The following is a 24,544-nucleotide window of genomic DNA, read 5'->3' as shown; positions in this document are numbered from 1 at the left end:
GGCGCGGGGCATAAGTCACTTCGGGGTCGCTGGTGGTCCCCTCAGTCGAACGCATGGATCACCTGGCGGGCCACGCGCTGGACCTTCTGGAGGGTGTCGCGATCGAGGGGTAACTCATCGAGGTCCGGGATTTCCCCGGTCGTGGTGATCACCCCGGGTTCCTCGGGCTCCCACCGCGCGTCGACCTTGTTTCCCAGCGCGCGCGCCGGGGGGTTGTCGGCGAGCACCCGGGCGTGTAAGCGCTCGATGCCGTCGACGCGCGCGGCGACCGCCAGCGCGCTGAGCAGCAGCGTCCCGATCCCGCGGTTCTGGTAGGCGTCCGCGACGGTGAGCGCGACCTCCGCCGACCTCGGGTCGTCTTCATCGCGGATGAAGCGGGCGTCGGCAATGACCGGCCCGTCCGCGCAGGCCGTGACGACCCAGACGAAATGGTCGACGTAATCGACCTCGAACAGGTAGTCCAGCTGCGCCGCGGTCGGAGCGCCGCCCTGGTAGCGCCGGTACAGCGTCTCCCGTGAAAACGAACCATCGCTCTTGAACCGCTCGGCGTCACCGGGCAGGACCGGGCGCAGCAGGAACCCGGTGCCGTCTCTGGCCGACACGGGGATCGGGTCGATGTAGGCGACCAGGCGCTGCCGCGCGGTGCGCACCAGCCGTTCGGCGACGACGGGCGTGGCCAGCATGCAATCGAAGGCGCCGTCGTATCCGACGTAGCCCCGCACGTCGTCCTTCGCGATCACCGTCGCCGTTCTGGGTTTGCCTCGCAGCAAAGCGATTTCGCCGACGATCGTCCCCGGTGACAGCTCGGTGACCGTCACCTGGCCGTCCGGGCCGGCGTGCCGGATCTCCACCCGGCCCGACGTGATGATCGCGAACGAAGACGCCTTTTCCCCCTGGCGCATCAGGACCTCGCCTGCGGCCGCCCGCAGCGGCCGCAGTTGGGCGGCCAACGCCGCGAGGTCCTTCGCCGGCGTTCCGGCGAACATGTCCAGTGCCGACAATTTCTCGACGTCGGTGGCGCTTGCGCCGGGCGTCCCGGCACGCCCGCAAGCGGGCTCCGCATAATCCGTCATCACTTCGATGTACGGTACGCGACCGGCGCCGCCCTCGCCCGGGCAGTTCGCGGGTATGCGCAGTGACAAAAGACCCTGTCGCGCCGGGACTTCGGCGAGTCCAACGCGAGACCAAAGCATCGCGGTAGTCGTGCTCTTGGCCTCTACGGCGCGGCCCGTACCGGTGGTCGGATGAAGCGGTACGGCGAACCGGGACACGACCGGGAGAAACGAAAATGTACTCGACATGGCGGCCTCATTGGCCACAGCGCAGGCAGGCGACCACGGTCTATCAGTTGACCGATTGCCTGCACGACGGGCATACCGCCCGGGTGGCGGCACACGAGATCACGGCCACGGTCTCCGCGTGGCTGGCCGAGCTGGGCGCGCGCAGCCCGCTGGTCGACGACCTCGAGCGCGCGGTGCGCGGAGGCGATTGGGCCGGGGCGTATGCCATCGGCGAGCGTTTGTCCGTTCGGGTAGCGGTTGCCGGCTGAGCGCGCCGGCCACAAGTCGCCATTGCGGGACTTTCGACACTATCCGCGACGGGTTCGGCCACAGCAGGATCGAAGGTTGACACCATGAACACACCACTCGCCTCGATGGAGCGGCCCGACTTCACCAAGCTCGAGAAGCGCGCGCCGTCGGTGGCGCACATGTTCCTCCACCGCGTCGAGGCCACCCCGGACGCGGAGGCGTTTCGGTATCCGCAGGACCACAGCTGGGAGAGCATGACCTGGCGGCAGGTCGGTGAACGCGTCTACAACATCGCCGGTGGGCTCATCGCACTCGGAATCGCCTCCGAGGACCGGGTGGCGCTGGCGTCGTCGACGCGCTACGAGTGGGTGCTCGTCGATTTCGCCGTGATGTGCGCCGGCGCGGCGACCACCACGGTGTACCCGACGACGAACGCCACCGACGTCGCGTACATCGTGGCCAATTCCGGCAGCCGGGTGGTGGTCGCCGAAAACCAGACCCAGGTCGACAAGTTGCTTGAGCACCGCGCCGAACTGCCCGACGTGGGCAAGGTGGTGATCATCGACGGCAACGGCGACGGCGACTGGGTGATGACGCTCGCCGAACTGGAGCAGATGGGCAAGCAACTGCTGGCCGACTCCCCCGATGTCATCAATGGCCGTGTCGCCACCATCGGTCCGGACCAGCTCGCCAGCCTCATCTACACCTCCGGCACCACGGGGCGGCCGAAGGGTGTGCGGCTCACCCACGGCGCCTGGACGTACACCGCCGCGGCCATCGACGCGCTGGGCATCCTCCGCCCGGACGACCTCAACTTCCTGTGGCTGCCGTTGGCGCACGCCTTCGGCAAGGTGATGCTGGCGCTGGCGCTGCAAATCGGCTACCCGACCGCGATCGACGGCCGCGTCGAGAGGATCGTCGATAACCTCGCGACCCTGCGGCCCACCTTCATGGGCGCGGCCCCACGCATTTTCGAGAAGGCGCACGCCCACATCGAGGACATGGTCGCCCAGCGGGGCAGGCTCAGCAAGAAGCTGTTCGACTGGGCGATCGGGCTGGGCATGAAGGTGTCGGAAACCCGGCAAGCCGGCAAGAACCCATCGGTGCTTGCTTCGCTGGCCTACAAGGTGGCCGACCGGGCGGTGTTCTCCACCATCCGCGAGCGGTTCGGCGGCCGATTGCGGTTCTTCGTCTCCGCGGCCGCCGCACTGGACCGTGACGTCGCGCGATGGTTCGACGCCGTCGGCATCATCGTGCTGGAGGGCTACGGGCTGACCGAAACCGCGGCGGCATCATTCATCAACCGCCCCCACGCCTACCGGTTCGGGACGGTCGGGTGGCCGTTCCCGGCCACCGAGGCCCGGATCGCCGACGACGGCGAAATCCTGCTCAGGGGACCGGGTTTGATGACGTCGTACCACGATCTCCCGGACGCCACCGCCGAGGCGCTCGACGTGGACGGCTGGTTTCACACCGGCGACATCGGTGAGATCGACGACGATGGCTACCTGCGGATCACCGACCGCAAGAAGGACATGTTCAAGACCTCGCAGGGCAAGTACGTGGCACCGTCGGTGATCGATGCAAAATTCAAGGGCCTGTGCCCGTACGCCAGCGAGTTGCTGGTCTACGGCGAGGGGAAGCCCTATTGCGTGGCGCTGGTCAGCCTCGACGGCGAAGCGATCGCCGAGTGGGCCGGTAGGAACGGCCTGGCCGGCAAGTCGCTCGCCGAGATCGCCAGTGACGAGAAGACACAGGAACTGATCGCCGGATACATCGATGCGCTGAACCTGGAGCTGAATCGCTGGGAGCAGATCAAGAGGTTCGCGATCCTCGACCGCGAACTCACCGTCGAGTCCGGCGATCTCACGCCGAGCCTGAAGCTTCGCCGGAAGGTGGTCATCGAGAAGTTCGCGGACCGGCTCACCGCTCTCTACGACCGTCCGTCCGCCTGAGAAACCGCGTGCCCGACGAACCGGAGCGCTATTCGGCCCTCTTCACCGACCTTTACGAGGTCACCATGGCGCAGGCGTACATGGCCGAACGCATGTCGGGGACGGCCGTGTTCGAGACCATGTTCCGCAAGCTCCCGCCCGGGCGGTCGTTTGTGATGGCCGCCGGCCTGTCCGACGTGCTCGACTTCCTCGAGGCGTTCCGATTCCGGCCGGAGGAGATTGACTACCTGCGCGGGTTGGGTTTTTTTACCGAGGAATTCCTCCGCTCCCTCGCGGCGCTGCGCTTCACGGGAGACGTGTGGGCGGTGCCGGAAGGGACTGTGGTCTTTCCCAATGAGCCGATCGTGCAGGTGATCGCCCCGATCGTGGAGGCTCAACTCGCCGAGACCTTCGTGGTCAACCAGATTCACCTGCAAAGCGTCATCGCGAGCAAGGCCGCCCGTGTCGTCGAGGCCGCTCGCGGCCGACCGGTGGTCGACTTCGGTGCGCGGCGCGCGCACGGCACCGACGCGGCGCTCAAGGTGGCGCGAGCCTGCTACATCGCCGGGCTGGCGGGCACGTCGAACCTTCTCGCGGCCCGTGAGTACGGAATCCCGGCGTTCGGCACCATGGCCCACAGCTTCGTTCAAGCCTTCGACAGCGAGCTCGACGCGTTCGACGCGTTCGCCCGGCTCTACCCGGACACCACGCTGCTCGTCGACACCTACGACACGTTGCGCGGCGTCGACCACGTCATCGAACTGGCCAGGCATCGCGACCGCCTCCGCATCGCGGGGGTCCGGCTCGACTCCGGGGACCTCGGCGCGCTGTCCAAGGCGACCCGCGCAAAGCTCGACGCGGCGGGTCTGCACAAGGTGGAAATCTTCGCCTCCTCGGGTCTCGACGAGTACCGCATAGCGAAGCTGCTGGACGACGGCTGCCCCATCGACGCCTTCGGGGTCGGCACCAAAGTCGTTGTGGCCCAGGATGCGCCCGCCCTCGACATGGCATACAAGCTCGTGGAGTACGACGGCGCCGGGCGGACCAAGTTGTCGAGTGGCAAGGTGATCTATCCGGGGCGCAAGCAGGTGCGCCGGCTCGACCACGGGACCTTCGGCGGCGACACGATCGGCAGGCCCGACGAAGACCTCGACGGAGAGCCGCTGCTGGTGCAGGTCATGAAAGGCGGCCGGCGCGTTCACGATCCCGGGGTGCAGGCGGCGCGAGTCTGGGCGCGCTGGCAGCTCGATCGGCTTCCGCCCTACCTTCGTTCGCTGGACGCCACCGGCTGGTCCTACCCGGTGGACATCAGCCCCGGGATCGCGGCCGAACTGGCGCGGCTTCGTCGCGACGCCTCGGTGACCTAAGACCCGTAGCTGGGGGCTAATGACCCTGCCGCAGCCCCGTTCGCACTCCATACGGTTGCCAACATCGTGGCGCGACGGAGGAAAGGGATGGCATGCGATCGGATCGCTTTAGGTGGCTGGTGAAAGCGGAGGGCCCGTTTGCCTCGGTCTACTTCGACGACACGCACGACACTCCGGATGCCGACGAGCAGCTGGAAACGAAATGGAGCGACATCGGCAAGCAGCTCAAGGACCTGGGGGGAAGCGGGGCGCTCGTCGGCAAGCTCGAGGAAGCCGTGCTACACCACCGGCCGGCTGTGGGACGGCGCGGCCGCGCGCTGATCGCGACCGCCGATCAGCTGCTGATCAGCGAACCCCTCGTCAGCCCGCCGCCGGGCACGGTGGTTCGCCTGTCGGATTACCCCTACATCGTGCCGTTGATCGAGTTCGAGATCGAGCACCCGACCTACGTGTTCGCCGCGGTCGATCACACCGGCGCCGACATCACCCTTCATCAAGGGGACGCCGTCAGCTCCACCAGCATCGAGGGCGGCGGATATCCGGTGCACAAGCCGGCCACCGCCGGCTGGAATGGCTACGGCGACTTCCAGCACACGACCGAGGAAGCCATCCGCATGAACTGCCGCGCGGTCGCCGACGAACTCACGCGACTGGTGGACCAGGACGACCCCGAGGTGGTGTTCCTGTGCGGCGAGGTCAGCTCGCGGGTGGATGTGATCGCGCAATTGCCGCGACGGGTGGCCCGCCGGGTGTCGGAGTTACACGCCGGATCCCGCAAGAGCGGTATCGATGAGGATGAGGTCCGCCAGGTGACGGCCGCCGAGTTCGCCCGGCGCCGCGACGCCGAGCTGGCCGAGCTCGCCGATCGGTTCGAGGCCGAAATCGGGCGCGGCTCGGGCCTGGCGGCCCAGGGCATCACCGCCGTGTGCGCGGCGCTGCGCGAGGGCGACGTCGACACGCTGTTCGTCGGCGAACTGGGCGACGCGACCGTCGTCACCGGCGAGGCGCTCACCACGCTGGCGCCCGATGCCGACGCCCTGTCCGACTTCGGCGAGCCGGTGCGGCGCGTGGCGCGGGCCGACGAGGCGTTGCCGTTCGCCGCGATCGCGGTGGGCGCCTCGCTGGTGGCGGCCGGCGACCGGATCGGGCCCGCGGACGGGGTCGGCGCGCTGCTGCGATACGTCGCGAGTGACGCGGTCAGGCGCGTTGGCGCATAAGCCCTTTCGGGAGTGAGCGATGTCGGGATACAGCAATGTCGGGAGCGAATATGAATCAACGTGACGAGGAAATCAAAGTGGCCGCCGGGCCGGTGTCGGTGGCCGGTCACCTGACCATCCCCGAGCACCCGAAGGGTGTGGTGGTCTTCGCGCACGGCAGCGGCAGCAGCCGGCACAGCCCGCGCAATCGATTCGTCGCCGAGGTCCTCAACGAGGCCGGGCTCGCCACCGTGCTGTTCGACCTGCTGACGCCCGGTGAGGAACGCGACCGCGCCAACGTCTTCGACATCGGATTGCTCGCGCGGAGATTGGTCGACGTCACGGCCTGGCTGGCCGCCCAACCCGACACCGCGTCACTGCCGGTCGGCTACTTCGGGGCCAGCACCGGCGCGGGCGCTGCCCTGGCCGCGGCCGCGCACCCGGGGGTCAAGGTGGCGGCGGTGGTGTCCCGCGGCGGGCGCCCGGATCTGGCCGGCGAGTCGCTGCGCAACGTGCGCGCCCCGACCCTGCTGATCGTGGGCGGACACGACCAGACGGTCCTGCGGCTCAACCGGCAGGCGCAAGCGGAGATCCCGGCCGAGTGTGAGGTCGCCGTCGTTCCAGGTGCCACCCACCTCTTCCAGGAGCCGGGCGCGCTCGGGCAAGTGGCCGTACTGGCCCGCGACTGGTTCATCGACCACCTGGCCCAGCCTGGACACTAGATCGATCACAAGCCATGGCGCACAGCGGTTCCGGACACCGGGCTGTGCCGCATACGGCGGATTTGCGGATCGAAGCCTGGGCACCGACCCGCAACGGGTGCATCCGGCAGGCGGTGCTGGGCACCGTCGAAAGCTTCCTCGACTTGTCATCGGCGCAGGCGGATCACCAGAGCCGGCGCCGGCTCATCGCCGATCGCGACGACGACCTCTTGGTCGCCGTGCTTGACGAAGTCATCTATCGGCTCGACACCGCCGCTGAAGCACCCGTGGACCTCGAGCTTCGGGATGTCGATGGCGGGGTCGAGGCGACGTTCGAGATGACAGATGCGGGGCGGGCGGCCCAGGTGGGCGCTGTCCCCAAGGCGGTGTCACTCAACGATCTTCGGTTTTCGCGCGGCCGCCACGGCTGGCGGTGCCTGGTGACACTCGATGTGTGAATGAGGTCGGCGCATGAAGATCACCCAGGAGACGCCGTACCGGTTCCGCATCGAGCAGGAGGGCGCGATGCGAGTGCCCGGGATTGTGTTCGCCTCCAGGTCGCTGCTGCCCAGCGACCCCGCTGACATGGCCCTGATCCAGGTGGCCAACGTGGCCACGCTGCCCGGGATCGTTCGGGCGTCGTATGCGATGCCCGATGTGCACTGGGGGTACGGGTTTCCGATCGGGGGTGTGGCGGCCACCGACGTCGACAATGACGGGGTCGTCTCCCCCGGCGGCGTGGGCTTCGATATTTCCTGCGGGGTAAGGCTTTTGGTTAGCCGGGGACTTGACCGGGATCGGCTGCGACCACGGCTGTCCGCGGTCATGGATCGGCTCGATCGAGCGATACCACGCGGCGTGGGCACCGAGGGTGTGTGGCGCTTACCCGACCGTGACGCGTTGCGGCAGGTGCTCATTGGCGGCGCCCGGTTCGCGGTGGAGCAGGGGCACGGCGTCGCACGCGACCTCGAACGGTGCGAAGACGGCGGCGTCATGGGCGGAGCCGACGTAGCCGCGGTCAGCGAACGGGCGGTCGAACGCGGGCTCGAGCAGGTCGGCAGCCTCGGCTCGGGCAACCACTTCCTCGAAATCCAGTCCGTCGACCGCATCCACGACCCCGCCGCCGCCGCGCAACTGGGACTGGCCGAAGGCACGGTCTGCGTCATGATCCATACCGGCTCGCGCGGGCTGGGGCACCAAGTCTGCACCGATCATGTCCGGCTGATGGAAAAAGCCATGGGCCGCTATGGGATTGAGGTGCCCGATCGCCAGCTGGCGTGCGCGCCGGTGCGCTCTCCCGAGGGCCAGGCGTATCTCGCGGCTATGGCCGCGGCGGCGAATTACGGACGCGCGAACCGCCAGCTTCTGACCGAGGCGACGCGTCGGGTGTTCGAGGAGGAAGTCCGGACGGCCCTGGACCTGGTCTACGACGTCTCGCACAACCTGGCCAAGATCGAGGTGCACGCCATCGATGGTCAGCCGCGCTCCGTTTGCGTGCACCGAAAAGGTGCGACCCGTTCGCTGCCGCCGCATCATCCCGAACTACCGGCCGACCTGGCGACCGTCGGCCAGCCCGTGCTCATACCGGGAACGATGGGCACGGCGTCATATGTGCTCGCCGGGGTCGCCGGCAACCCCGCGTTCTTTTCCACCGCGCATGGTGCCGGGCGCGTGCAGAGCCGTTCGCAGGCGGCGCGCCACACCAGCGGCGATCAGGTGCGCGCCCGCCTCGCCGAGGGCGGCATAATCGTTCGGGGCACCTCCCGCCGGGGGCTGGCCGAGGAAAAACCCGAGGCGTACAAAGACATCGACGCGGTCGTCGACGTCAGCCATCATGGTGGGCTTGCCCGCAAAGTCGCTCGCCTGGTTCCCCTGGGGTGCGTCAAGGGATGACCCGAAAGGGTGAAGCGGCGGTCCCGGATGGGGGGTGTTTCCGGGACCGCCGCGGCCTATGGGCGCCTGTCAGCAGGTCGCCGGCGCTCAGCCGGCCGGTGTGATGAGGCCGTAGTGCCCGTCGTAGCGGTGATACAGCACGCTCCCACGGTCGCGGGCTGCGTCGACGAAGAACAGGAACGGCAGGCCGAGCAGGCCTATCCGCTCGATCGCCTCGTCCACGGTGAGCCGCGGTGCCGGCTGCGGGCTGATGGTCAGCGGCGTGTCGAACGGCGCCAGCTCGTCCACCCGTTCCGGATTGACTTGCGCCAGGCGGTATTCCGTGGGCCCCTCGTGATACAGCACGCTGTCCTGCCCGGTGCCCTTCTCGGTGAAGAGGTGGAAGTCGTAGTCGAGCAGCTCCAGCTCCAGGGCGGCCTCGTCGATGGTGCAGGCGGGCAGGCTGTACGACTTGTGCCGCATGATTCGGCGTTCGCTTTCGGGCCTCGGGAAGTAGTTCGGCCGGTGCGCGGGCTCGGACTGATGGCGCCATTCGTGCGGGGCGACCTTGGGGATGCCGCCTCGCCTGGCTTCCCAATGCTCGGCGGCGCGTTCCAGTCGACGACGAAGCCGCGCTTCGAGCAGATCGATCGCCTCCCGGGCGTTGACGCCTTCCACCTGCGCGCGGACCGGCCGGCCGTTGACGTCGAGGTTCGCCTGCGCGATGACGCGGCGGGCCACCGCCGGATCGCCGTGCTCACTCAACCTGACATGCGCGTTCAGCACCGGTTCATGGGTGAAGCGACCGAGCTCGCCGATCTTTGTCCGCGCATAGTCTTCGGCGTCGGGCAGCTGACCATGCGTCGTCACCTGGACATCCAGTAGGGCCGGTAAATCGGGTCTCTGTCTCATGATTCGTTGCTACGCTCTTTCGAATTCGTTGCTGTAGGGCCGAAGGTCACCGCGAACGCGGCACTCGGTCGCACGTTCAGCGGTGCAGGCCGGTGACCGGCTGGTGGGTACTGGCCTGGATGTCGGTGGAGGTCAAGGCCATTAGCTGATTGGACAAATCCGACAGGGCGCGGGCGATCGCCAGTTCGTCGCCGATCCGCGCCACCGGCTCGTCGGCGGGGTCGAGTCGCGCCAAACCGATGCCTACGAAGTCCTTGCCCGCCCAGGCCAGCCTTGCCTTTGCCCGGGTACGCTCATCGTGCTCTTCGATCAGCACGTCGATCTGGCAGGCCCTGCTGCCTTCGTCCTTGCCCGTCATCGCCAGTCTCCTTGTCTTGCCGACTGATTTGCCCGATTAGATGCGACCATCACCGGGCCGGCGCGAAGTAGGGGCGAAAGTCATCAGGTTCGTCAGGCAAAGACCTCTCTGAGCGTGGTGGTCTGCAGGTTGCGGCTGTGGATCAGGTCCAGCAGTGGGCCGTAGCACCGCGTGATCGTGGGCAGGTTGGCGTGCATGAGCACGATCCGGCCCGGCTGGAACGACTGCGCCGCGCGGGCGACGAGGCTGCTTTCGCTTTCGGGTGCCGAATCGCCGACGTCCCCGCTCCACATGGTGATCGATGTGTAGCCCTGGTCGGCGGCCACCCGGTCGATGTCGCCGTTGTGGACCCCGAAGGGCGGACGGAAGAACGGGGTGCCATCCGCGCCGTAGGTGGTCCGCAGGAAATCGGCATTGCGTCTGATCTGATCACCGGCGGCGGTGAGCGCCATACGATTCAGGTAGGGGTGTGACCAGGTGTGGTTCGCCATTTGCACCTGCCCGGAATCCACCAGGGGCCGAAGCGCCGGCGCATTCACCGACCAGGAGGGGTTGGCGCCATTGACGAAAAAGGTGAGTCGGGTTCCGCTGTCCCGGGCGAATTGCGCGAACGCGGCCACCACGGAAGTGCTGACGCCGTCGTCAACGGTGAGCGCGATCCGGTTGTCGCCCCCGGGCACGCGGGTGATGACGACCGCGGGCGCGGGGACCGGCCCCATCGGGATGTTCAAACGGATCGGGAATGCGGCGGCCACCGGAGCCCTGGTGATGATCGCCAGCACACCCGCGGCAATGGCGGACAACATCGCGCGCCGATCGATGCACGGCATGCAATCAGTTGTACCACCGCGAAGCCCGCGCCAACCGGGACTGTCGTCGTGAAACAAATCCGGATTTGTCGATAAAATAACCGTCGATATTAATCGACAATTTCGTTGACATATATCGACGCGTCCATAAAGTAACTGACGTGTCCGACCTCAGGCAGGGCGAGTAGATGCACGCCTCCCGAGGCCGCCGTCCATCCCACCATTCGGGTGACGACCGCGAACAAGCGATCCTGGCCACCGCCGAGCGGCTCCTGCAGGAACGGCCGCTGGCCGACTTCTCCGTCGACGACCTGGCCAGAGGAGCGGGCATCTCCCGCCCCACCTTCTACTTTTACTTCCAATCCAAGAATGCGGTGTTGCTGTCGCTGCTGGATCAGATGAACGCCAAGGCGCACGCGGCGCTTGCGGCGCTGGGCGGCAAGCTGTTCGGCGACCCCGCGACGCATTGGCGGGCGCGCATCGAGGCGTTCTTCGAGGTGTCGGGCTCGCACCGGGCGGTCGCGGTGGCCGGCGCCGCCGCGAAAGCCACCAACCCCGAGGTCCGGCAGCTGTGGTCGGCGCTCATGCAGAAGTGGATCGCCCACACCACGGCGGCGATCAAGGCCGAGCGCCGGCGCGGTGCCGCTCCCGAGACCTACCCGGCCGAGGATCTGTCCGTCGCGCTGAACATGTTGAGCGAGCGGGTGATGGCCGCGACGTTCACCACCGAGGAACCGGCGATCCCCGAGGACCGCGTGATCGACACCCTCGTGCACATCTGGCTGGCCAGCATTTACGAAGACGGCGGCAAGGCGCTGGCGGCTAGCGGCTCTTGAGGACCCGCACGGCGCGGTCCAGGCTCTCGTCGATCAAGCGGTCCGCGGCGCCGAAGTAGGTGGCCGACGCGGCCTTGCCGGCCAGGTCCGCGATCGCCCGTTGCTCGCCGTAAACGTCTGCCATGGCGAGGTTTTCGGCCATCCGCGCGGAATCGACCCGCAGACCGGCCAGCAGCTCTGCGCACTGGGATCCGGCGACGACGGTCCGGCGCGCCAGGGTGCGCAGGGTGTCCCACTCGGCGTGCCACGGACCGTCGGGCCGCTCGTCGTTGGCCAGCGCCGCGGCGGTGTGCAGCGTGGCCGCCAGTGGCGGCGCCGCGAGGGCGGCCCGCCGGATCAGGATCGACAACACCGGGTTGCGCTTGTGCGGCATCGACGACGATCCCCCGCGGTTTTCCCCCGCCGGCTCGCTCAGTTCGCCGATCTCCGGGCGGGCCAGGGTCACGACGTCCGAGGCGACGCGGCCCCAGCAGTCGGTGCACCCGACGAAGCCGTCCGCGGCCGCGGTGACCGGCGTCCGCGTCGTGTGCCACGGCGGTCGGACGGGCAATCCCAAAGTGGTTGCGCTGCTTCGCACCAGCCCGTCGGCGAGCGCCGCGGGGTCGGAGGCCGCGCCGATCAGCGTCGCCAGCTCCGTCGCGGCGGCCCGTGTCCCGGCGGCACCGCCGATCTGAATCGGGGTGACCAGCCCGCGCAGCCGCTCGAACGCGTCGGCGACCCCGTTCAGCCAGACGGCCGCCTTGGCGCCGAAGGTGGTGGGCGCCGCGTGCTGGGTGAGGGTGCGGGCCACCATGGGGGTCGCCCGGTGCTCCGCGGCCAGGGCGGACAGCGCCGAAAGCTGTTGCGTCAGTTGTGCCATGAGGTCGTCAACGGCGGCGCGCACGCCCAGCATCAGGGCGGTGTCGAGGACGTCCTGGCTGGTGAGTCCCCGGTGAATCCACGGGGCCACGGCCGGGGCGGCGCGCCGGCGCAGCAGTTCGACCAGGCCGATGACCGGGTTGCCGCCGCCCTCCGCGGCGGCCGCCAGCGACTCGCGGTCGTCGTCGCCCACCAGGTTCGGCAGGTCCGCGCCGGCACCTTCACCGGGCGCCAGGCCGGCGGCGGCCAGCGCGCCCAGCCACGCGGACTCCACCGCGACCATCGCCGCCAGCAGCGCCCGGTCCGTCATGTGCTCGCCGGCCCGCTGGTCGCCGGGCCACAGCAGGTTGGTCATCGCCGATCGCCCCGGTACGCCAGGAACACCGTCTCGTTCGGTCCCTGCAGGTGGATATCGAAACGGTATGCGGCGCAGGCGCTTTCGGGGGTACAGACCAGGGGGGCCAACGCCGGGTCGGCGTTCACGGCGTCGTGGGGCAGGTAGGCGCGGGTGAACAACCGGTCCAGCAGCCCGCGCGCGAAGACGGCAATGGCGAAGAAGGCGGCTCGCCCGGAGTCCGAACCGGGTGCCACCGTGGTGAACCCGTAATGCCCGGCCGCGTCGGTCGCGCAACGGCCCCAGCCGGTGAACGCCGCGCCGTCGCGCCGCAGCGAGCCGGCCCGTCGCGGTATGCGGCCGGCGCCGTCCGGCTGCCACAGTTCGACCAGCGCGTCGGGCACCGCCTCGCCGGCGCCGTCGTAGACCGTGCCGTGCAACCGGACGGCCTGCGGATGCCCGGCGGCGACCAGGTCGCTGTCACCGGGAAACGGCAGCCCGAGGCCGAGGAACGGCCCCACCGTCTGCCCAGGGGTGCAAGGCAATTCAGCCATCGTCCTCGCTCCAGGTTCGGCGTCCTCCGCACACCACGATGTCCCAGCGGTAGCCGGTCGCGTACTCGGGCTGGGTGACGCCGTGGTCGTAGCGGGCGATCAGCCGTTGGCGGGCCGCGGGATCGGGGATCGATTGGAAGATGGGATCCAGGCCGAACAGCGGGTCGCCCGGGAAGTACATCTGGGTGACCAGCCGCTGCGTGAAAGCCGTTCCGAAGACCGAGAAGTGGATGTGGGCCGGCCGCCAGGCGTTGTGGTGGTTGCGCCACGGGTAGGGGCCGGGCTTGATGGTCAGGAAGCGGTAGGACCCGTCGGGCCCGGTGAGGCAACGGCCGGCGCCGACGAAGTTCGGGTCCAGCGGGGCGGGGTGCTGGTCGCGCTGGTGACGGTAACGGCCGCCGGCGTTGGCCTGCCAGATCTCGATTAGCTGGCCGGCCACCGGGCCGCCGGAGTCGTCGAGCACCCGCCCGGTCACGATGATCCGCTCCCCGAGCGGCTCACCCGGGTGGCCCGCGGTCAGGTCGGCGTCGAGCGGGCCGACGTCCTGGCTGCCGAAGCACGGCGCCTCCCGTTCGAGCTCCTCCGGGTCGACGACCAGCGGGGGCCGCTTCGGGTGGCGCAGGGCGGTGCTGCGGTAGGGCGGGTAGTCGAGCCGCGGCCGCGCGGGATCGCCGGCAACCTCACCCGAGCCCAGGGCGGCAATCTCCGCCGTGATCTCCTCCTGGGACGCGACAACCTCGGCGCTCATCAGCCGTGAGGCTACCCCCGATCACGCGGCTGACCCCCCGTTAGTCGCGTGATGTCGCGCGCTAGAGGCCGATGGCGACGACCCGCAGCGCCCGGTCCCCCGCAAGCGGGAGGTGCCCCCAGCGCCGCGCTTGCGATCGCCGCTAGCGACCAATGGCGACGACCCGCAGCGCCCGGCTGCGCCGCGCTTGCGATCGCCGCTAGAGGCCGCGTACCAGCGCGGCCCGGCCCTTGGTGCGCAGCCTGTGCACCGCGGAGCCGCGGTAGTGCTCCATCTTGGCGGCCATCTTGTCGCCCAGCTCCTCGAGCTCGGCGTCGGTGATCTTCACCTCGGGCGGAGCGGGAATCAGGTCGCGTTCCTCCTCGTCGGCGTGCGCCTCCAGCACCGTCTTGAACGAGTTCCACTCGTCTTCGTAGCCCGGCGCGCTCTGCGGCGTCTTGAGGAGAACGGAAAGCTGGTCCACCACCTGACGATGCTCGGCATGGGCGACGGCGATCAGCTTGCTCGCGTCCTTGAGCGCCGGGTAGTACAGGTCGTCCTCGATGCGGAAGTGGATGTCGAGTTCGACGAGAAAGTCATCGAAAAGGGCATGCCGCTCTTCGCTGTTCACCGGCGCCTCGCTGATCTTGCGGCCCAGCCCCTTGATCACGATGTGGTGCTCTTTCAACACGTCATAGGCGTTCACTTCGCTACCTCCTCGGCACGCACCTCAACCATTCCGTCGATCAGCCTGGCCTCGTAACACGGCAATGGGGCCGCCGCGGGGCCACGCAGGACCTCCCCCGACTCGGCCGCGAACCACGAGCCGTGCCAGGGGCACACGACCCGGCCACGATCGATCCAGCCGTCGGCCATCGGGGCCGCCAGGTGCGGGCAGAACTCACCGAAGGCCGACACCTTCCCCGGGTTCGTCTGGCACACAACCAATCCCACGCCGTCCACCACGACGCGCACCGGCTTGCCGTTCAGCGAGCTCGCCGGCAACACCGGCGTCCACTCCTTGGTGCGCAGCCGCTCGCCCGACTGGTCGATGCCGATGCCGGACTCGAACACCAGGGCCCCGCCGAGGTAGCTGCCGCCGAGGGTGATGGCATAGCCGGCCGCGGTGAGCGCGATGCCACGGCCACGCCGGCCGTGGCGGCGGTCCCACCAGGACTGCGCGTAGAGCGCGGTGGCGGCGAGGTTCACCAGGCCGTGCACCAGTCCCACCCGGCGGTCCTCCTCGTGGGTGTGCTGCCAGTCGGTGGTGCCGGTGATCGCCGAACCGATGCTGGCCAGGATCCCCACCCCCAGCGCGCGGGTCGCGAACCGCGACGCGTCGCGGACCTCGCTGGGCCGCTGACCGGGCAGCAGGCTGAGCGCGTCCAGCGCCACCGTCGTGCCCAGCGCCCCGCTCGTCAGCGACGCCAGCGGCGGATGAACCGGGTGGCCCAGCCAGACGCCGTGCAGCGCGTTGGTGACGGTGTTGCGCGCGCCGCCCAGCGCGTTGTAGCCGAAGCTGAGCAGGTGCTCGAACCGATAGCTCGGCCGATCCAGCCACTCTTGCCGCCCGATTGCTGACAGCACTCGGGGTCCGAGTCCCCGCAACCGGGCACCGGCCCCCCGGGACCGATCCACCATGACACCGTCCTTCCTCAGATGCAGCACCATAAGGCAGCAATGCACGCAAAATCGGCGATAACCCGGGCGTTAACTCGCGCTCACATGCGCACCGGGTCCGACGTGACCACCGTAGCCGCGCACCGTGAATCCTCCGGGGTCGGCCACCTGTGAATTAGCCAAAAGGATGCTCCGAAGTGGCTGGCCGCGGGCATTGACCAGGCGGACCGGGTGCGGGATTCTAATTAGCAGAATATATTTCTGTGCTGCAGAGGTGCGTGTGACGGATCTTGGTAACGTTTTCGACCATGTTCGGCGGGGGATGATCCCCGCCCACATCTACAACGACAAGGCGTTGTTCGCGCTGGAGCGGGAGCGTTTGTTCGGCCGGGCATGGACGTTCGTGGGCCACGAATCGGAGGTCCCGCAGGACGGCGATTACGTGGTGCGCCGGGTTCTCGACGATTCGTTCATCATCAGCAATTGCGCCGGCGATATCCGGGCCCTGTTCAACATGTGCCTGCACCGCGGCATGCAGGTGTGCCGGGCGGAGATGGGCAACGCCTCCAATTTCCGCTGCCCCTACCACGGCTGGTCCTACCGCAACGACGGCCGGCTCACCGGGCTGCCGTTTCACCGCGAGGCCTACGGCGGCGACGAGGGGCTACCCCGGAATGACCAAAGCCTGCTTCCCGCACCGAATTTCGCGAGCTACAACGGCCTGATGTTCATCAGCATGGACCCGGCCGCCGAACCGCTTGAGGACTTCCTCGGCGAATTCCGGTTCTACCTGGACTTCTACACCAAGCAGAGCGCCGGCGGCCTGGAAGTGCGGGGCCCGCAGCGCTGGCGGATCCCGGCGAACTGGAAGATCGGCGCCGAGAACTTCGCCGGCGACATGTACCACACCCCGCACACGCACGCCTCGATCGTCGACATCGGCCTGTTCCGCGAGCCAAAAGCCCAGAAGCGCAAGGACGGAGCGACGTACTGGGCGCACCGCGGCGGTGGAACCACCTACAAGCTTCCGCCGGGCGACTTCGACGAGCGGATGCGCTACGTCGGCTATCCCGACGAGATGATCGGCCGGATCAAGGACGTCTGGACGCCGCGGCAGCAGCGGGTGGTCGGCGAGGACGGGTTCATGATCTCGGCGGCCACCTGCTTTCCGAACCTGAGCTTCGTGCACAACTGGCCCAAGGTGCGCGACCGCGATGACGAGGTGCTGCCCTTCATCTCGATCCGGCTGTGGCAGCCCATCAGCGAGAACGAAACCGAGGTGTGCTCATGGTTCGCGGTGGACTCCGCCGCTCCCCCGCAATACAAACGTGATTCCTACAAGGCATATTTGATGTGCTTCGGGTCGACCGGAATGTTCGAACAAGACGACGTGGAGAACTGGGTGTCGCTGACCACCACCGCGGGCGGATCGATGGCGCGCCGCCTGCTGCTCAACAGCCGGATGGGGTTGCTCTCCGACGACCGCCCCGTCGTCGAGGCGCTGCCCGCCGAGTCCTTCCACGGGCCGGGGCGCGCCCAGGTCGGCTACAACGAGTACAACCAGCGGGCGCTGCTCGGGCTGTGGGCGGATTACCTGTCATGAGAAAAGCCCTGCCCTTTAACGACATTCGGCACCTGCAGGCGCACCAGTTCCTGGTCGACGAGGCCTACCTGCTGGACGCCCAGCAGTACGACGCGTGGCTGGACACCCTGACCGACGACATTCGCTACGTGATGCCGGTAAGGGTCACCACGGCGCGGGGCGCCGGGTTCGACACGTCACCGGGGATGGCCCACTTCGACGAGGACAACTACTCGCTGCGCCAGCGGGTCGCCCGCTTTTCCACCGAGCACGCCTGGACCGAGGACCCCCCGTCGCGGCTGCGGCACTTCATCACCAACGTGCGCACGTTTGTCGAAGATGACATGCACCTGGCCGTCGAATCGGCCGAGCTACTCTTCCGCAGCCGCGGCGACGTCAACGAGGGCGCCTTGGTGTCCTGCGGCCGCGAGGACCTGCTGCGGCGGTGCGACGATCGTTGGAAGCTGGCGCGCCGCACCATCTTTGTCGACGAGTCCGTCTTGCGGATGCAAAATTTGGCGGTGTTCCTGTGAACGAACCCATCACGGTGGCAAACGAATTCGCCGAGGTCGCGGTGCGTCGGGTGGACACCCGCAACGGATCGCGGCTGCTGATCAGCGCCACTAAAACGGGGCGGTCGATCAGCCTGGACGCGCTCGAACTGGAGGCGCTGACCTGGCAGAACGCCCGCACGCTGGCGACCATGGTCGGCAAGTGCGGCGCGCCGCTGGTGCCCGACGAGCCGGAGGGCGGCGATGACCGGATGGCTTGAGGGCAAGCGCGCCCTGATCGTCGGCGCCGGTTCGGGAATCGGCCGCGCCGTGCTGGACGCGTTTCGCACCGAGGGCGCCAAAGTCGCCGCCCTGGAACGGGATTGCGGCAAGTGCGAACGATTGCGGGATGAATTGCCGGGTGTCCCGGTGGTCGAGGGCGACGCCATCACCACGGCGGCCAACGACCGCGCCGTCGCCGCCGCGGTGGAGGCCTTCGGCGGGCTGGACACGCTGGTCAACTGCGTCGGAATCTTCGATTTCTATAGGGGCATCGGCGACATCGACGCCGAGGCGCTCTCGCCCGCGTTCGACGAGATGTTTCGCACCAACGTCCTGAGTCACCTGCAGTCCGTCAAGGCGGCCCTGCCCGCGCTGCGGGCCGGCACCGGGTCGTCGATCGTCTTGTCCGAGTCCACGTCGTCGTACCATCCCGGCCGCGGCGGCGTGCTGTACGTGTCGTCCAAGTTCGCCGTCCGCGGTCTGGTCGCAACGCTGGCCCACGAACTCGCGCCGGAGGTTCGGGTCAACGGGGTCGCGCCGGGCGGCACGCTCAACACCGACCTGCGCGGACTCGCCAGCCTGGGGCTCGACGGTGTCCGCCTCGACGACACCCCCGACCGGGCGCGCGACATGGCTGCGCGCACCGCACTCAACGTCGCGCTCACCGGCGCGGACCACGCCTGGAGCTTCGTGTTCCTGGCCTCCGACCGATCCCGCGGCATCACCGGCGAAACCGTCCATCCCGACGGCGGATTCGGGCTGGTTGGAACACGATGAGCGATTTGGAGGAGCATCGCGCCCTGGTGGCGCAGGGCTGCCGGGTCGCCGCGGCCCGCGGCCTGGTCGACGGCATGCTCGGCCACCTGAGCCTGCGGGTCGACGACGAGCGCCTACTCGTCCGGTGCCGAAGCGACACCGACGCCGGGGTGGCGTTCACCCGCCCCGCCGACGTCCGGCTCGTCACGTTCGGCGGAACCGCCGGCGCCGCAGGCGAACTCGACGGCTATCGCGTCCCCAACGAGCTGCCGATCCACGTCGAAACCCTGCTGTCCAACCCGGCATACCGGGCCGTCGCGCACCTGCACCCGCGCGCCGTCGTCGCCGCCGACCTCGCCGGGATCACGCTGAGGCCGATCTACGGCGCCTACGACATCACCGGCGCGTGGCTCGCGCGCGGCGGCGTGCCGGTCTACGAACGCGCCGTGCTGATCCGAACCTCGACGCTGGGCAAGGAAATGGCGGCGGCGATGCGCGGCCGGCCCGTGGTGATCCTGCGCGGGCACGGGATCACCAGCGCCGCCAACACTATTCAGCAGGCGGTGGTGCAGGCGATCAGCGTCGACGCGCTGGCCCGGATGTCGTTGCGGGTGCGCGCGGCCGGCGGCACGCTGCGCGACATCGACGAACGCGATTGGGACGACCTGCCCGACTTGGGTTCCGGCTTCAACATCGAGGCGGCCTGGCGGCACGAGATCGCGCGGTTGGGTTAGCCGTCCTGACCCTGCGAACCGTCGCTGCCCGGGGTGCCGGCCGTGCCGTCGTTTCCGTGCGTTGTCCCGGCCCCGTGCGTGCCCGCGTCTCCGCCGTCGACCCCGCTGCCGCCGCCACCGCCGGTACCGCCGCTTCCCACCGCGCCGTTGGTTCCCGCCTGGCCGAATAGCCCGCCGGTGCCGCCGATGCCGACCGTGCCGGCGCCACCGCCGTTGCCACCGTTGCCGCCGTCACCACCAGAGCCGCCATCACCGCCACCGCCGCCGAAGGTGGACGTGCCGCCGGAGATAGCCGAGGTGTCCCCGCCATGGCCGCCGCCACCACCGAGGCCCCCGCCGCCGCCCTCACCGCCGTGACCGCCCACGCCGGCGTTGCCGCCGGCGCCGCCGTCGCCGAAGAGCCCTCCCGCACCGCCGGTTCCGCCGGCGCCGCCAGCACCGCCGTCTCCGCCCGTGCCACCGGAACCACCTGCGCCACCGTCGCCACCCGGAGCGCCAACGGCCTGGGCAGCATTGAGCCCGGCATTGGCCGATCCCGCACCGCCGCCAACGCCGCCACCGCCGCCATCGGCTCCAGTGCCGCCAACGCCGCCGGTGCCGCCGGCGCCGCCGGCCCCGCCGGTGCCGGCCAGCATCCCACCATGACCACCGTTACCGCCCGCGCCGCCCACGGAACCCGTGCCGCCCGACACGCCCGTGGCGCCGCCGCCACCACCACCGCCCGCCCCGGAGAAGGCGGACGTACTAGAACCGAATGTCGAGGCCCGCCCGCCGTCGCCGCCGGCGCCTCCCGCCCCGCCGGGGGCCGAAGCGTTGGTCCCGTTACCGCCCGCGCCACCTTGCGCCGTCAAGCCAAAGGTGGCGTTCCCGCCCACGCCGCCGGCGCCCCCGTTGCCGCCCGCGCCGCCGGTGCCGCCATCGCCTGCGACGGCGTTGCCGTTGGAGGTACCGTTCGCCAACGCCGAGCCGCCGGTACCGCCGGTGCCGCCGGTGGCGCCGAGGCCGGCGTCGGCGCCATCACCACCGTTGAAGCCAAAGGAAGAGCCATCGCTGCTGTTGAAGATGTTGCTGCCGGTGCTGCCGGTGGCGGCCTGCCCGCTAATCGTTGGATTGACGCCGTTTGCCCCGGCCAGGCCGGTGCCGCCCTGACCGCCCGCACCGCCGGCACCGAACAGCATGGCGCTGCCGCCGTCGCCCCCGCGCCCGGGCATGCCGCCGCTGAAGCCCGCTGTGGCGGCGCCGCCCTGGCCACCGCTCCCGCCATTACCGCTCAGCCACCCGCCGTTACCGCCCCTGCCGCCCGCTTGGCCCGCACCGCCCGCGCCGCCGGACCCGCCGTTGCCGAGCAGCCCCGCGCTGCCGCCATTGCCACCCGCCTGCCCGGCCGCTCCCGAGCCGCCGCTGCCGCCGTTGCCCCACAGCAGCCCGCCGGCCCCGCCGTTCGCGCCGCTTCCCGCGGCGCCATCGGCGCCATTTCCGATCAGCGGGCGCCCCAGCAATGCCTGGGCGGGCGCGTTCACCGCACCCATCATCACCTGCTGCGCGTTGGTCGCCTCGGCGGCGGCGTAGGCGCCGGCGCCGCCGTTGAGGGCCTGCACGAACTGTTCATGGAACGCCGCCGCCTGGGCGCTGATCGCCTGGTAGGCCTGAGCGTGGCCGCCGAACACCGCGGCGATGCCCGCCGACACCTCGTCGGCCGCGGCCGGCAACACCTGTGTCGTCGTGGCCGCCGCGGTCGTGTTGGCCGTGCTGAGACCTGAGCCGATGCCCTTCAAATCCGTGGCCGCCACGGAGATTATCTCCGGCATCGCAAGAAGGAATGACATGGGGTCTCCCATCAACACAGGACGATTCGGCAAAGACTATTCCCACTGTGGCAGCCATATCGCGCTTTGCACGGAATGCCTGCGGGCCAACAACTTCGAGTGCTCAGCGTGACCGGTTAGCGGAATGTCACAGGTTCGCATCGAGCGCACGACACCCGACGGATGTGCCCGGATTGCGGTGGCAACGGGCTTAGCCTCGGCTGTCGTGAGCGATCTCGACCGGCGGCGGTTCCTGGCCGCGGTGGCCGCGACGGTCGCGGTCACCGGGATCTCGTGGTCGTCCGCCGGCGGACCCAAGGAGACGATGGCGCGCGCCGACGTCCCCGCGGCGCGCCCGGCCGCTCCGGTGTTGCCGCCGATCCTGTCCCCACCGGACCCCCGGTCGCGCGTCGAGTTGCCCGGCGGCGGGGTGCTGAAGAAGCTCCCGGGCAACGGTGACCTCCTGGCATGGACGGTCGACGACGGCGCCGACACCGACGTGGTGCGGCTTTACACGCAATTCGCCAAGGACACCGGCGTGCGGCTCACCTACTTCGTCACCGGCGCCTATCACTCGTGGACCGACAATGCCCCGTTGCTTCGGCCGCTGGTGGAATCGGGACAGATTCAGCTGGCCAACCACACGTGGACGCATCCCGACCTGACCATGCTGTCGAAGGGCCAAATCGCCGACGAGCTCGGCCGCACCGACCAGTTCCTGAGGAACACCTACGGCGTGGACGCCGCCCCGTACTTCCGGCCGCCCTACGGCCATCACAATGCCGTCGTGGACTCGGTGGCCACAGAGCTGGGCTACCGGGTGACCACGCTGTGGTCCGGCGACCTACGGGATTCCGCGGCGCTTTCCGAAAACCAGATCCTCAGGACGGCGTACGAGGCCTTCAACGCGCAAAACATCGTGATCGGCCACCTCAACCACCCGGCGGTCACCCATGTTTACGGACAGCTGGTCGACATCATCCGGGCACGCAGGCTGCGCACCGTCACGCTCAACGACGTCTTCCTGCGACCGGAGATCCCGCGCCGGATATCTCAGCCGAGCTGATCGCCGATCTCCTTGGCGGCCTTGACAAGAGCGGCCGCCACGGCGGGGCATTTGGCGCTGTCGAGCCGGTTTTGCGGTGCCGCGGCGTTGAGCGCGAGCCGCAGGCCCGGGGCCCGGGTCGGTATGGGCACCGCGACGGAGGCGACGCCCTCCTCGCTCTCCTCGCGATTGACGGCGTAGCCCCGCTCGCGGATGCGAAAGAGCTCGGTCTTTAGTTCCGTGCGGCTGCCGATCGAATGGGAGGTGACGCGTTCCAGCTCCTCCTCCGGAAACAGTTGGTGCAGTTCGGTTTCCGCGAGCTGAGCGAGCATGACCTTGCCCGTCGACGTGCAATGCGCCGGCATGGTCCGGCCCAGCCGGGAGGCCACCCGCACCGCCGCGGGACCCTCGACCGCGGCGACGAAACGGACGTTGGCACCGTCGAGCATCCCGACGTGAATCGATTCGCGCAGTTGTTCGCTGAGGCCACGCATGACCGGCGTGGCCGATCGCTGGATGTCGAGGCGGCCAAAGATTGCGAAAGCCACGCCCGTCAGCGAGGGACCGGGCAGGTAAACCCTGGACACCGGGTCTTGGCGGACGAAGCCGCGGTAGGCGAGCATCGCCAGCAACCGATGCGCGGTCGACGGCGCGACACCCAGGTACCGGGTGGCCTCGCTCAACCGGATCTCGGACCGCTCGCCCAACAACAGCAGCAATTTCAGCGCGTTGTCGACCGACTCGATCGGATACTGCGGCGCAAGCGAATCGGCGTTCCCGGCCGCCTGCTCCCGCTTCTTCTGCATGACATCACGGTAGCGGCATCGGCTTCAGTCGCCACATCCGTCACGGCGCGGGAAGGGCACACCTTTTGTCCACCTCTGAGCGACAAGCCACTGACTGCGCCCGTGGAATCCGCCGTTGTCGCTCAGAGGTGGACACAACGTCACATCCTCCCCCGCGAAGGCCACTATGACGGGTGAGGCACCGCCCGGCTCAAAGTACCTTGCACCACTTGTGCTTTCGCCCAACGATAGTCGGCCTTGCCGGACGGCGAGCGCTGCAACCGGTCGCAGAACACGATCGCCTTCGGCAGTTTGTAGCGCGCGATATGGCGGGCGGCCTCGGCCATGATGCTGCCGGCATCGACGCACGCCCCGTCGGCCAGCCGGACGAGCGCGACGACTTCGTTTCCCCATCGCGCGCTGGGCCGGCTCGTCACCACGACGTCGTAGACGGCGGGGTGCTCGGCGATCGCGGCCTCCACCTCCTCGGCGAAGATCTTCTCGCCGCCGGAGTTGATAGTGACCGAATCGCGCCCGAGCAGCTCGATCTGGCCGTCTCCGTGCCAGCGGGCCCGATCGCCGGGCACCGAATGCCGGATGCCCTCGATCACCGGGAACGTGCGGGCCGTCTTCTCCGGATCGCCCAGGTAACCGAGTGGTATCAGGCCCTGCTGGGCCAGCCACCCGATCTCCTCGTCGCCCGGCGACAGGATCCGGGTGAGGTCCTCGCTGACCACCACCGCGCCGGGATTGGGGGCGAAGCGGCCGGTCGCGCTCTGCAGCCGGCTGGAGGCCTGGATCATCTGTGCGCCGGATTCCGACGCGCCGCCCGCGTCCAGGATCGTCAGTTGGGGTAGCAGCTCGACGAACCGCTGCTTGAGCGGGGCGCTGAGCGCGGCCCCGCCGGTGACCAGCGCCAGCAGCCCGGACAGGTCGTAATCGCCGGCCTCGAGTTCGTCGGCCAACGGCCGCCCGAAGGCGTCGCCGACCATCGACAGCGACATCACCCGTTCGCGGCCGGCCAGCGCCAGCGCCTCGGCCGGATCGAAACGGGTGGTGGTCGGTGGCATCACGAACGGCCGCCCGCCGCACAGGCTGATGAAGGCCGCCCACTGCGCCGCGCCGTGCATGAGCGGCGCGAGGGTCATCGAGCCCGGCCCCGCAAGCCGCGACCGCTCGACGATCTCCTCCAGGCTGGCCACCGGCTCGCCGGTGCCCAACGTCCGCCCGCCCATGGCATTGACGTAGATATCGTGCTGCCGCCACAGCACCGCCTTGGGCATGCCGGTGGTGCCGCCGGTGTAAAGCACATACAGGTCGTCCGGCGACGGCGCCACGTCGAGCGGCTCGTCGGACACCGACGCCAGCAGCTCCTCGTAACGCACCGCCCCCGGCAGCGGGTCGTTGCCCGAGCCGTCGTCGACGTGGATGAGCCGCATCGGCCCGGGCATCTTCGC

The 24,544-nt window shown here is 69.2% G+C and carries 25 protein-coding genes and 1 pseudogene; 14 read left to right on the top strand and 12 right to left on the bottom strand.

The features are described 5' to 3' along the window. Positions 1–41: 41 nt before the first annotated feature. Positions 42–986 (bottom strand): GNAT family N-acetyltransferase, encoded by a 945-nt coding sequence (locus VMD50_RS12725; protein WP_325428130.1) that lies wholly within the window; start codon positions 984–986, stop codon positions 42–44. A 302-nt stretch (positions 987–1,288) separates the two neighbouring features. Here VMD50_RS12725 and VMD50_RS12720 point away from each other — a divergent pair, with 302 nt between their 5' ends. The 7 genes and pseudogenes from VMD50_RS12720 to rtcB all read left to right on the top strand — a co-directional run bounded on the left by VMD50_RS12720 (position 1,289) and on the right by rtcB (position 8,620). Continuing rightward, positions 1,289–1,549 (top strand): hypothetical protein, encoded by a 261-nt coding sequence (locus VMD50_RS12720; protein WP_325428107.1) that lies wholly within the window; start codon positions 1,289–1,291, stop codon positions 1,547–1,549. An 84-nt stretch (positions 1,550–1,633) separates the two neighbouring features. Then, positions 1,634–3,484, top strand: a complete 1,851-nt coding sequence (locus tag VMD50_RS12715) for an AMP-dependent synthetase/ligase (protein WP_325428106.1) — start codon at positions 1,634–1,636, stop codon at positions 3,482–3,484. A gap of 8 nt (positions 3,485–3,492) precedes the next feature. Beyond that, on the top strand, positions 3,493–4,830 hold the full coding sequence (locus tag VMD50_RS12710) for a nicotinate phosphoribosyltransferase (RefSeq protein WP_325428105.1): 1,338 nt from the start codon (positions 3,493–3,495) through the stop codon (positions 4,828–4,830). A 92-nt stretch (positions 4,831–4,922) separates the two neighbouring features. Further along, positions 4,923–6,047 (top strand): Rv2629 family ribosome hibernation factor, encoded by a 1,125-nt coding sequence (locus VMD50_RS12705; RefSeq protein WP_325428104.1) that lies wholly within the window; start codon positions 4,923–4,925, stop codon positions 6,045–6,047. A 23-nt stretch (positions 6,048–6,070) separates the two neighbouring features. Further along, a pseudogene (locus VMD50_RS12700) lies at positions 6,071–6,748 on the top strand (dienelactone hydrolase family protein); the annotation flags it as partial. A 14-nt stretch (positions 6,749–6,762) separates the two neighbouring features. After that, complete coding sequence (locus VMD50_RS12695) at positions 6,763–7,185, top strand: archease (RefSeq protein ID WP_325428103.1); 423 nt, start codon at positions 6,763–6,765, stop codon at positions 7,183–7,185. 13 nt (positions 7,186–7,198) lie between these two features. After that, entirely contained in the window at positions 7,199–8,620 is a 1,422-nt protein-coding gene (rtcB, locus tag VMD50_RS12690; RefSeq protein ID WP_325428102.1) for an RNA-splicing ligase RtcB, read from the top strand. An 87-nt stretch (positions 8,621–8,707) separates the two neighbouring features. Here the strand turns inward: rtcB and VMD50_RS12685 are convergent, their stop codons facing one another. The 3 genes from VMD50_RS12685 to VMD50_RS12675 all read right to left on the bottom strand — a co-directional run bounded on the left by VMD50_RS12685 (position 8,708) and on the right by VMD50_RS12675 (position 10,699). After that, positions 8,708–9,511, bottom strand: coding sequence for a ribosome hibernation promotion factor (locus VMD50_RS12685; protein WP_325428101.1), 804 nt, complete (start codon positions 9,509–9,511; stop codon positions 8,708–8,710). A gap of 76 nt (positions 9,512–9,587) precedes the next feature. Further along, positions 9,588–9,869, bottom strand: coding sequence for a DUF1876 domain-containing protein (locus tag VMD50_RS12680; protein WP_325428100.1), 282 nt, complete (start codon positions 9,867–9,869; stop codon positions 9,588–9,590). Between the two features lie 92 nt (positions 9,870–9,961). Continuing rightward, a complete protein-coding gene (locus VMD50_RS12675) occupies positions 9,962–10,699 on the bottom strand; it encodes a polysaccharide deacetylase family protein (protein ID WP_325428099.1) in 738 nt (245 codons plus the stop codon). A gap of 167 nt (positions 10,700–10,866) precedes the next feature. Between VMD50_RS12675 and VMD50_RS12670 the strand changes: the two genes are divergently transcribed. Next, on the top strand, positions 10,867–11,514 hold the full coding sequence (locus VMD50_RS12670) for a TetR/AcrR family transcriptional regulator (RefSeq protein ID WP_325428098.1): 648 nt from the start codon (positions 10,867–10,869) through the stop codon (positions 11,512–11,514). Here VMD50_RS12670 and VMD50_RS12665 read toward each other — a convergent pair. From VMD50_RS12665 to VMD50_RS12645, 5 genes are all read right to left on the bottom strand, one after another. After that, entirely contained in the window at positions 11,501–12,727 is a 1,227-nt protein-coding gene (locus tag VMD50_RS12665; RefSeq protein ID WP_325428097.1) for a lyase family protein, read from the bottom strand. The genes VMD50_RS12670 and VMD50_RS12665 overlap by 14 nt on opposite strands. After that, on the bottom strand, positions 12,724–13,260 hold the full coding sequence (pcaG, locus tag VMD50_RS12660; RefSeq protein WP_325428096.1) for a protocatechuate 3,4-dioxygenase subunit alpha: 537 nt from the start codon (positions 13,258–13,260) through the stop codon (positions 12,724–12,726). Before pcaG ends, VMD50_RS12665 begins: the two co-directional genes overlap by 4 nt. Beyond that, on the bottom strand, positions 13,253–14,008 hold the full coding sequence (gene pcaH, locus VMD50_RS12655) for a protocatechuate 3,4-dioxygenase subunit beta (protein ID WP_325428095.1): 756 nt from the start codon (positions 14,006–14,008) through the stop codon (positions 13,253–13,255). The genes pcaG and pcaH overlap by 8 nt, the downstream gene beginning before the upstream one ends. A 199-nt stretch (positions 14,009–14,207) precedes the next feature. Beyond that, complete coding sequence (locus VMD50_RS12650) at positions 14,208–14,693, bottom strand: hemerythrin domain-containing protein (RefSeq protein WP_325428094.1); 486 nt, start codon at positions 14,691–14,693, stop codon at positions 14,208–14,210. Next, positions 14,690–15,628, bottom strand: coding sequence for a Rieske (2Fe-2S) protein (locus tag VMD50_RS12645; protein ID WP_325428093.1), 939 nt, complete (start codon positions 15,626–15,628; stop codon positions 14,690–14,692). Before VMD50_RS12645 ends, VMD50_RS12650 begins: the two co-directional genes overlap by 4 nt. A gap of 301 nt (positions 15,629–15,929) precedes the next feature. On the opposite strand from VMD50_RS12645, the gene VMD50_RS12640 reads away from it, so the two are divergent. The 5 genes from VMD50_RS12640 to phtC are packed head-to-tail and all read left to right on the top strand — an operon-like array spanning position 15,930 to position 19,452. Beyond that, the gene (locus tag VMD50_RS12640; RefSeq protein ID WP_325428129.1) at positions 15,930–17,210 is read left to right on the top strand and encodes an aromatic ring-hydroxylating dioxygenase subunit alpha; all 1,281 of its coding nucleotides are present in this window, start codon (positions 15,930–15,932) and stop codon (positions 17,208–17,210) included. Then, positions 17,207–17,722, top strand: a complete 516-nt coding sequence (locus VMD50_RS12635; protein ID WP_325428092.1) for a 3-phenylpropionate/cinnamic acid dioxygenase subunit beta — start codon at positions 17,207–17,209, stop codon at positions 17,720–17,722. The genes VMD50_RS12640 and VMD50_RS12635 overlap by 4 nt, the downstream gene beginning before the upstream one ends. Continuing rightward, positions 17,719–17,961, top strand: coding sequence for a dihydrodiol dehydrogenase (locus VMD50_RS12630; protein WP_325428091.1), 243 nt, complete (start codon positions 17,719–17,721; stop codon positions 17,959–17,961). Before VMD50_RS12635 ends, VMD50_RS12630 begins: the two co-directional genes overlap by 4 nt. Next, a complete protein-coding gene (hcaB, locus tag VMD50_RS12625) occupies positions 17,945–18,739 on the top strand; it encodes a 3-(cis-5,6-dihydroxycyclohexa-1,3-dien-1-yl)propanoate dehydrogenase (RefSeq protein WP_325428090.1) in 795 nt (264 codons plus the stop codon). Before VMD50_RS12630 ends, hcaB begins: the two co-directional genes overlap by 17 nt. Continuing rightward, complete coding sequence (gene phtC, locus VMD50_RS12620) at positions 18,736–19,452, top strand: 3,4-dihydroxyphthalate decarboxylase (protein WP_325428089.1); 717 nt, start codon at positions 18,736–18,738, stop codon at positions 19,450–19,452. Before hcaB ends, phtC begins: the two co-directional genes overlap by 4 nt. Here phtC and VMD50_RS12615 read toward each other — a convergent pair. After that, complete coding sequence (locus VMD50_RS12615; RefSeq protein WP_325428088.1) at positions 19,449–21,278, bottom strand: PE family protein; 1,830 nt, start codon at positions 21,276–21,278, stop codon at positions 19,449–19,451. The two genes, phtC and VMD50_RS12615, sit on opposite strands and share 4 nt — an antisense overlap. A gap of 205 nt (positions 21,279–21,483) precedes the next feature. Here VMD50_RS12615 and VMD50_RS12610 point away from each other — a divergent pair, with 205 nt between their 5' ends. Further along, positions 21,484–22,323: a polysaccharide deacetylase family protein gene (locus VMD50_RS12610; protein ID WP_325428087.1), complete on the top strand. Its 840-nt coding sequence runs from the start codon at positions 21,484–21,486 to the stop codon at positions 22,321–22,323. Here the strand turns inward: VMD50_RS12610 and VMD50_RS12605 are convergent. Then, positions 22,311–23,108, bottom strand: coding sequence for an IclR family transcriptional regulator (locus VMD50_RS12605; protein WP_325428086.1), 798 nt, complete (start codon positions 23,106–23,108; stop codon positions 22,311–22,313). The genes VMD50_RS12610 and VMD50_RS12605 overlap by 13 nt on opposite strands. Positions 23,109–23,272: 164 nt before the next feature. Further along, positions 23,273–24,544 (bottom strand): AMP-binding protein (locus VMD50_RS12600; protein ID WP_325428085.1); only part of this gene is annotated, 1,272 nt, incomplete at its 5' end.

It is taken from the genome of Mycobacterium sp., assembly GCF_035506235.1.
Classification (GTDB): domain Bacteria; phylum Actinomycetota; class Actinomycetes; order Mycobacteriales; family Mycobacteriaceae; genus Mycobacterium.
Note: the sequence above shows the minus strand (reverse complement) of the source record. Positions and strands in the feature narration are given on the sequence as shown.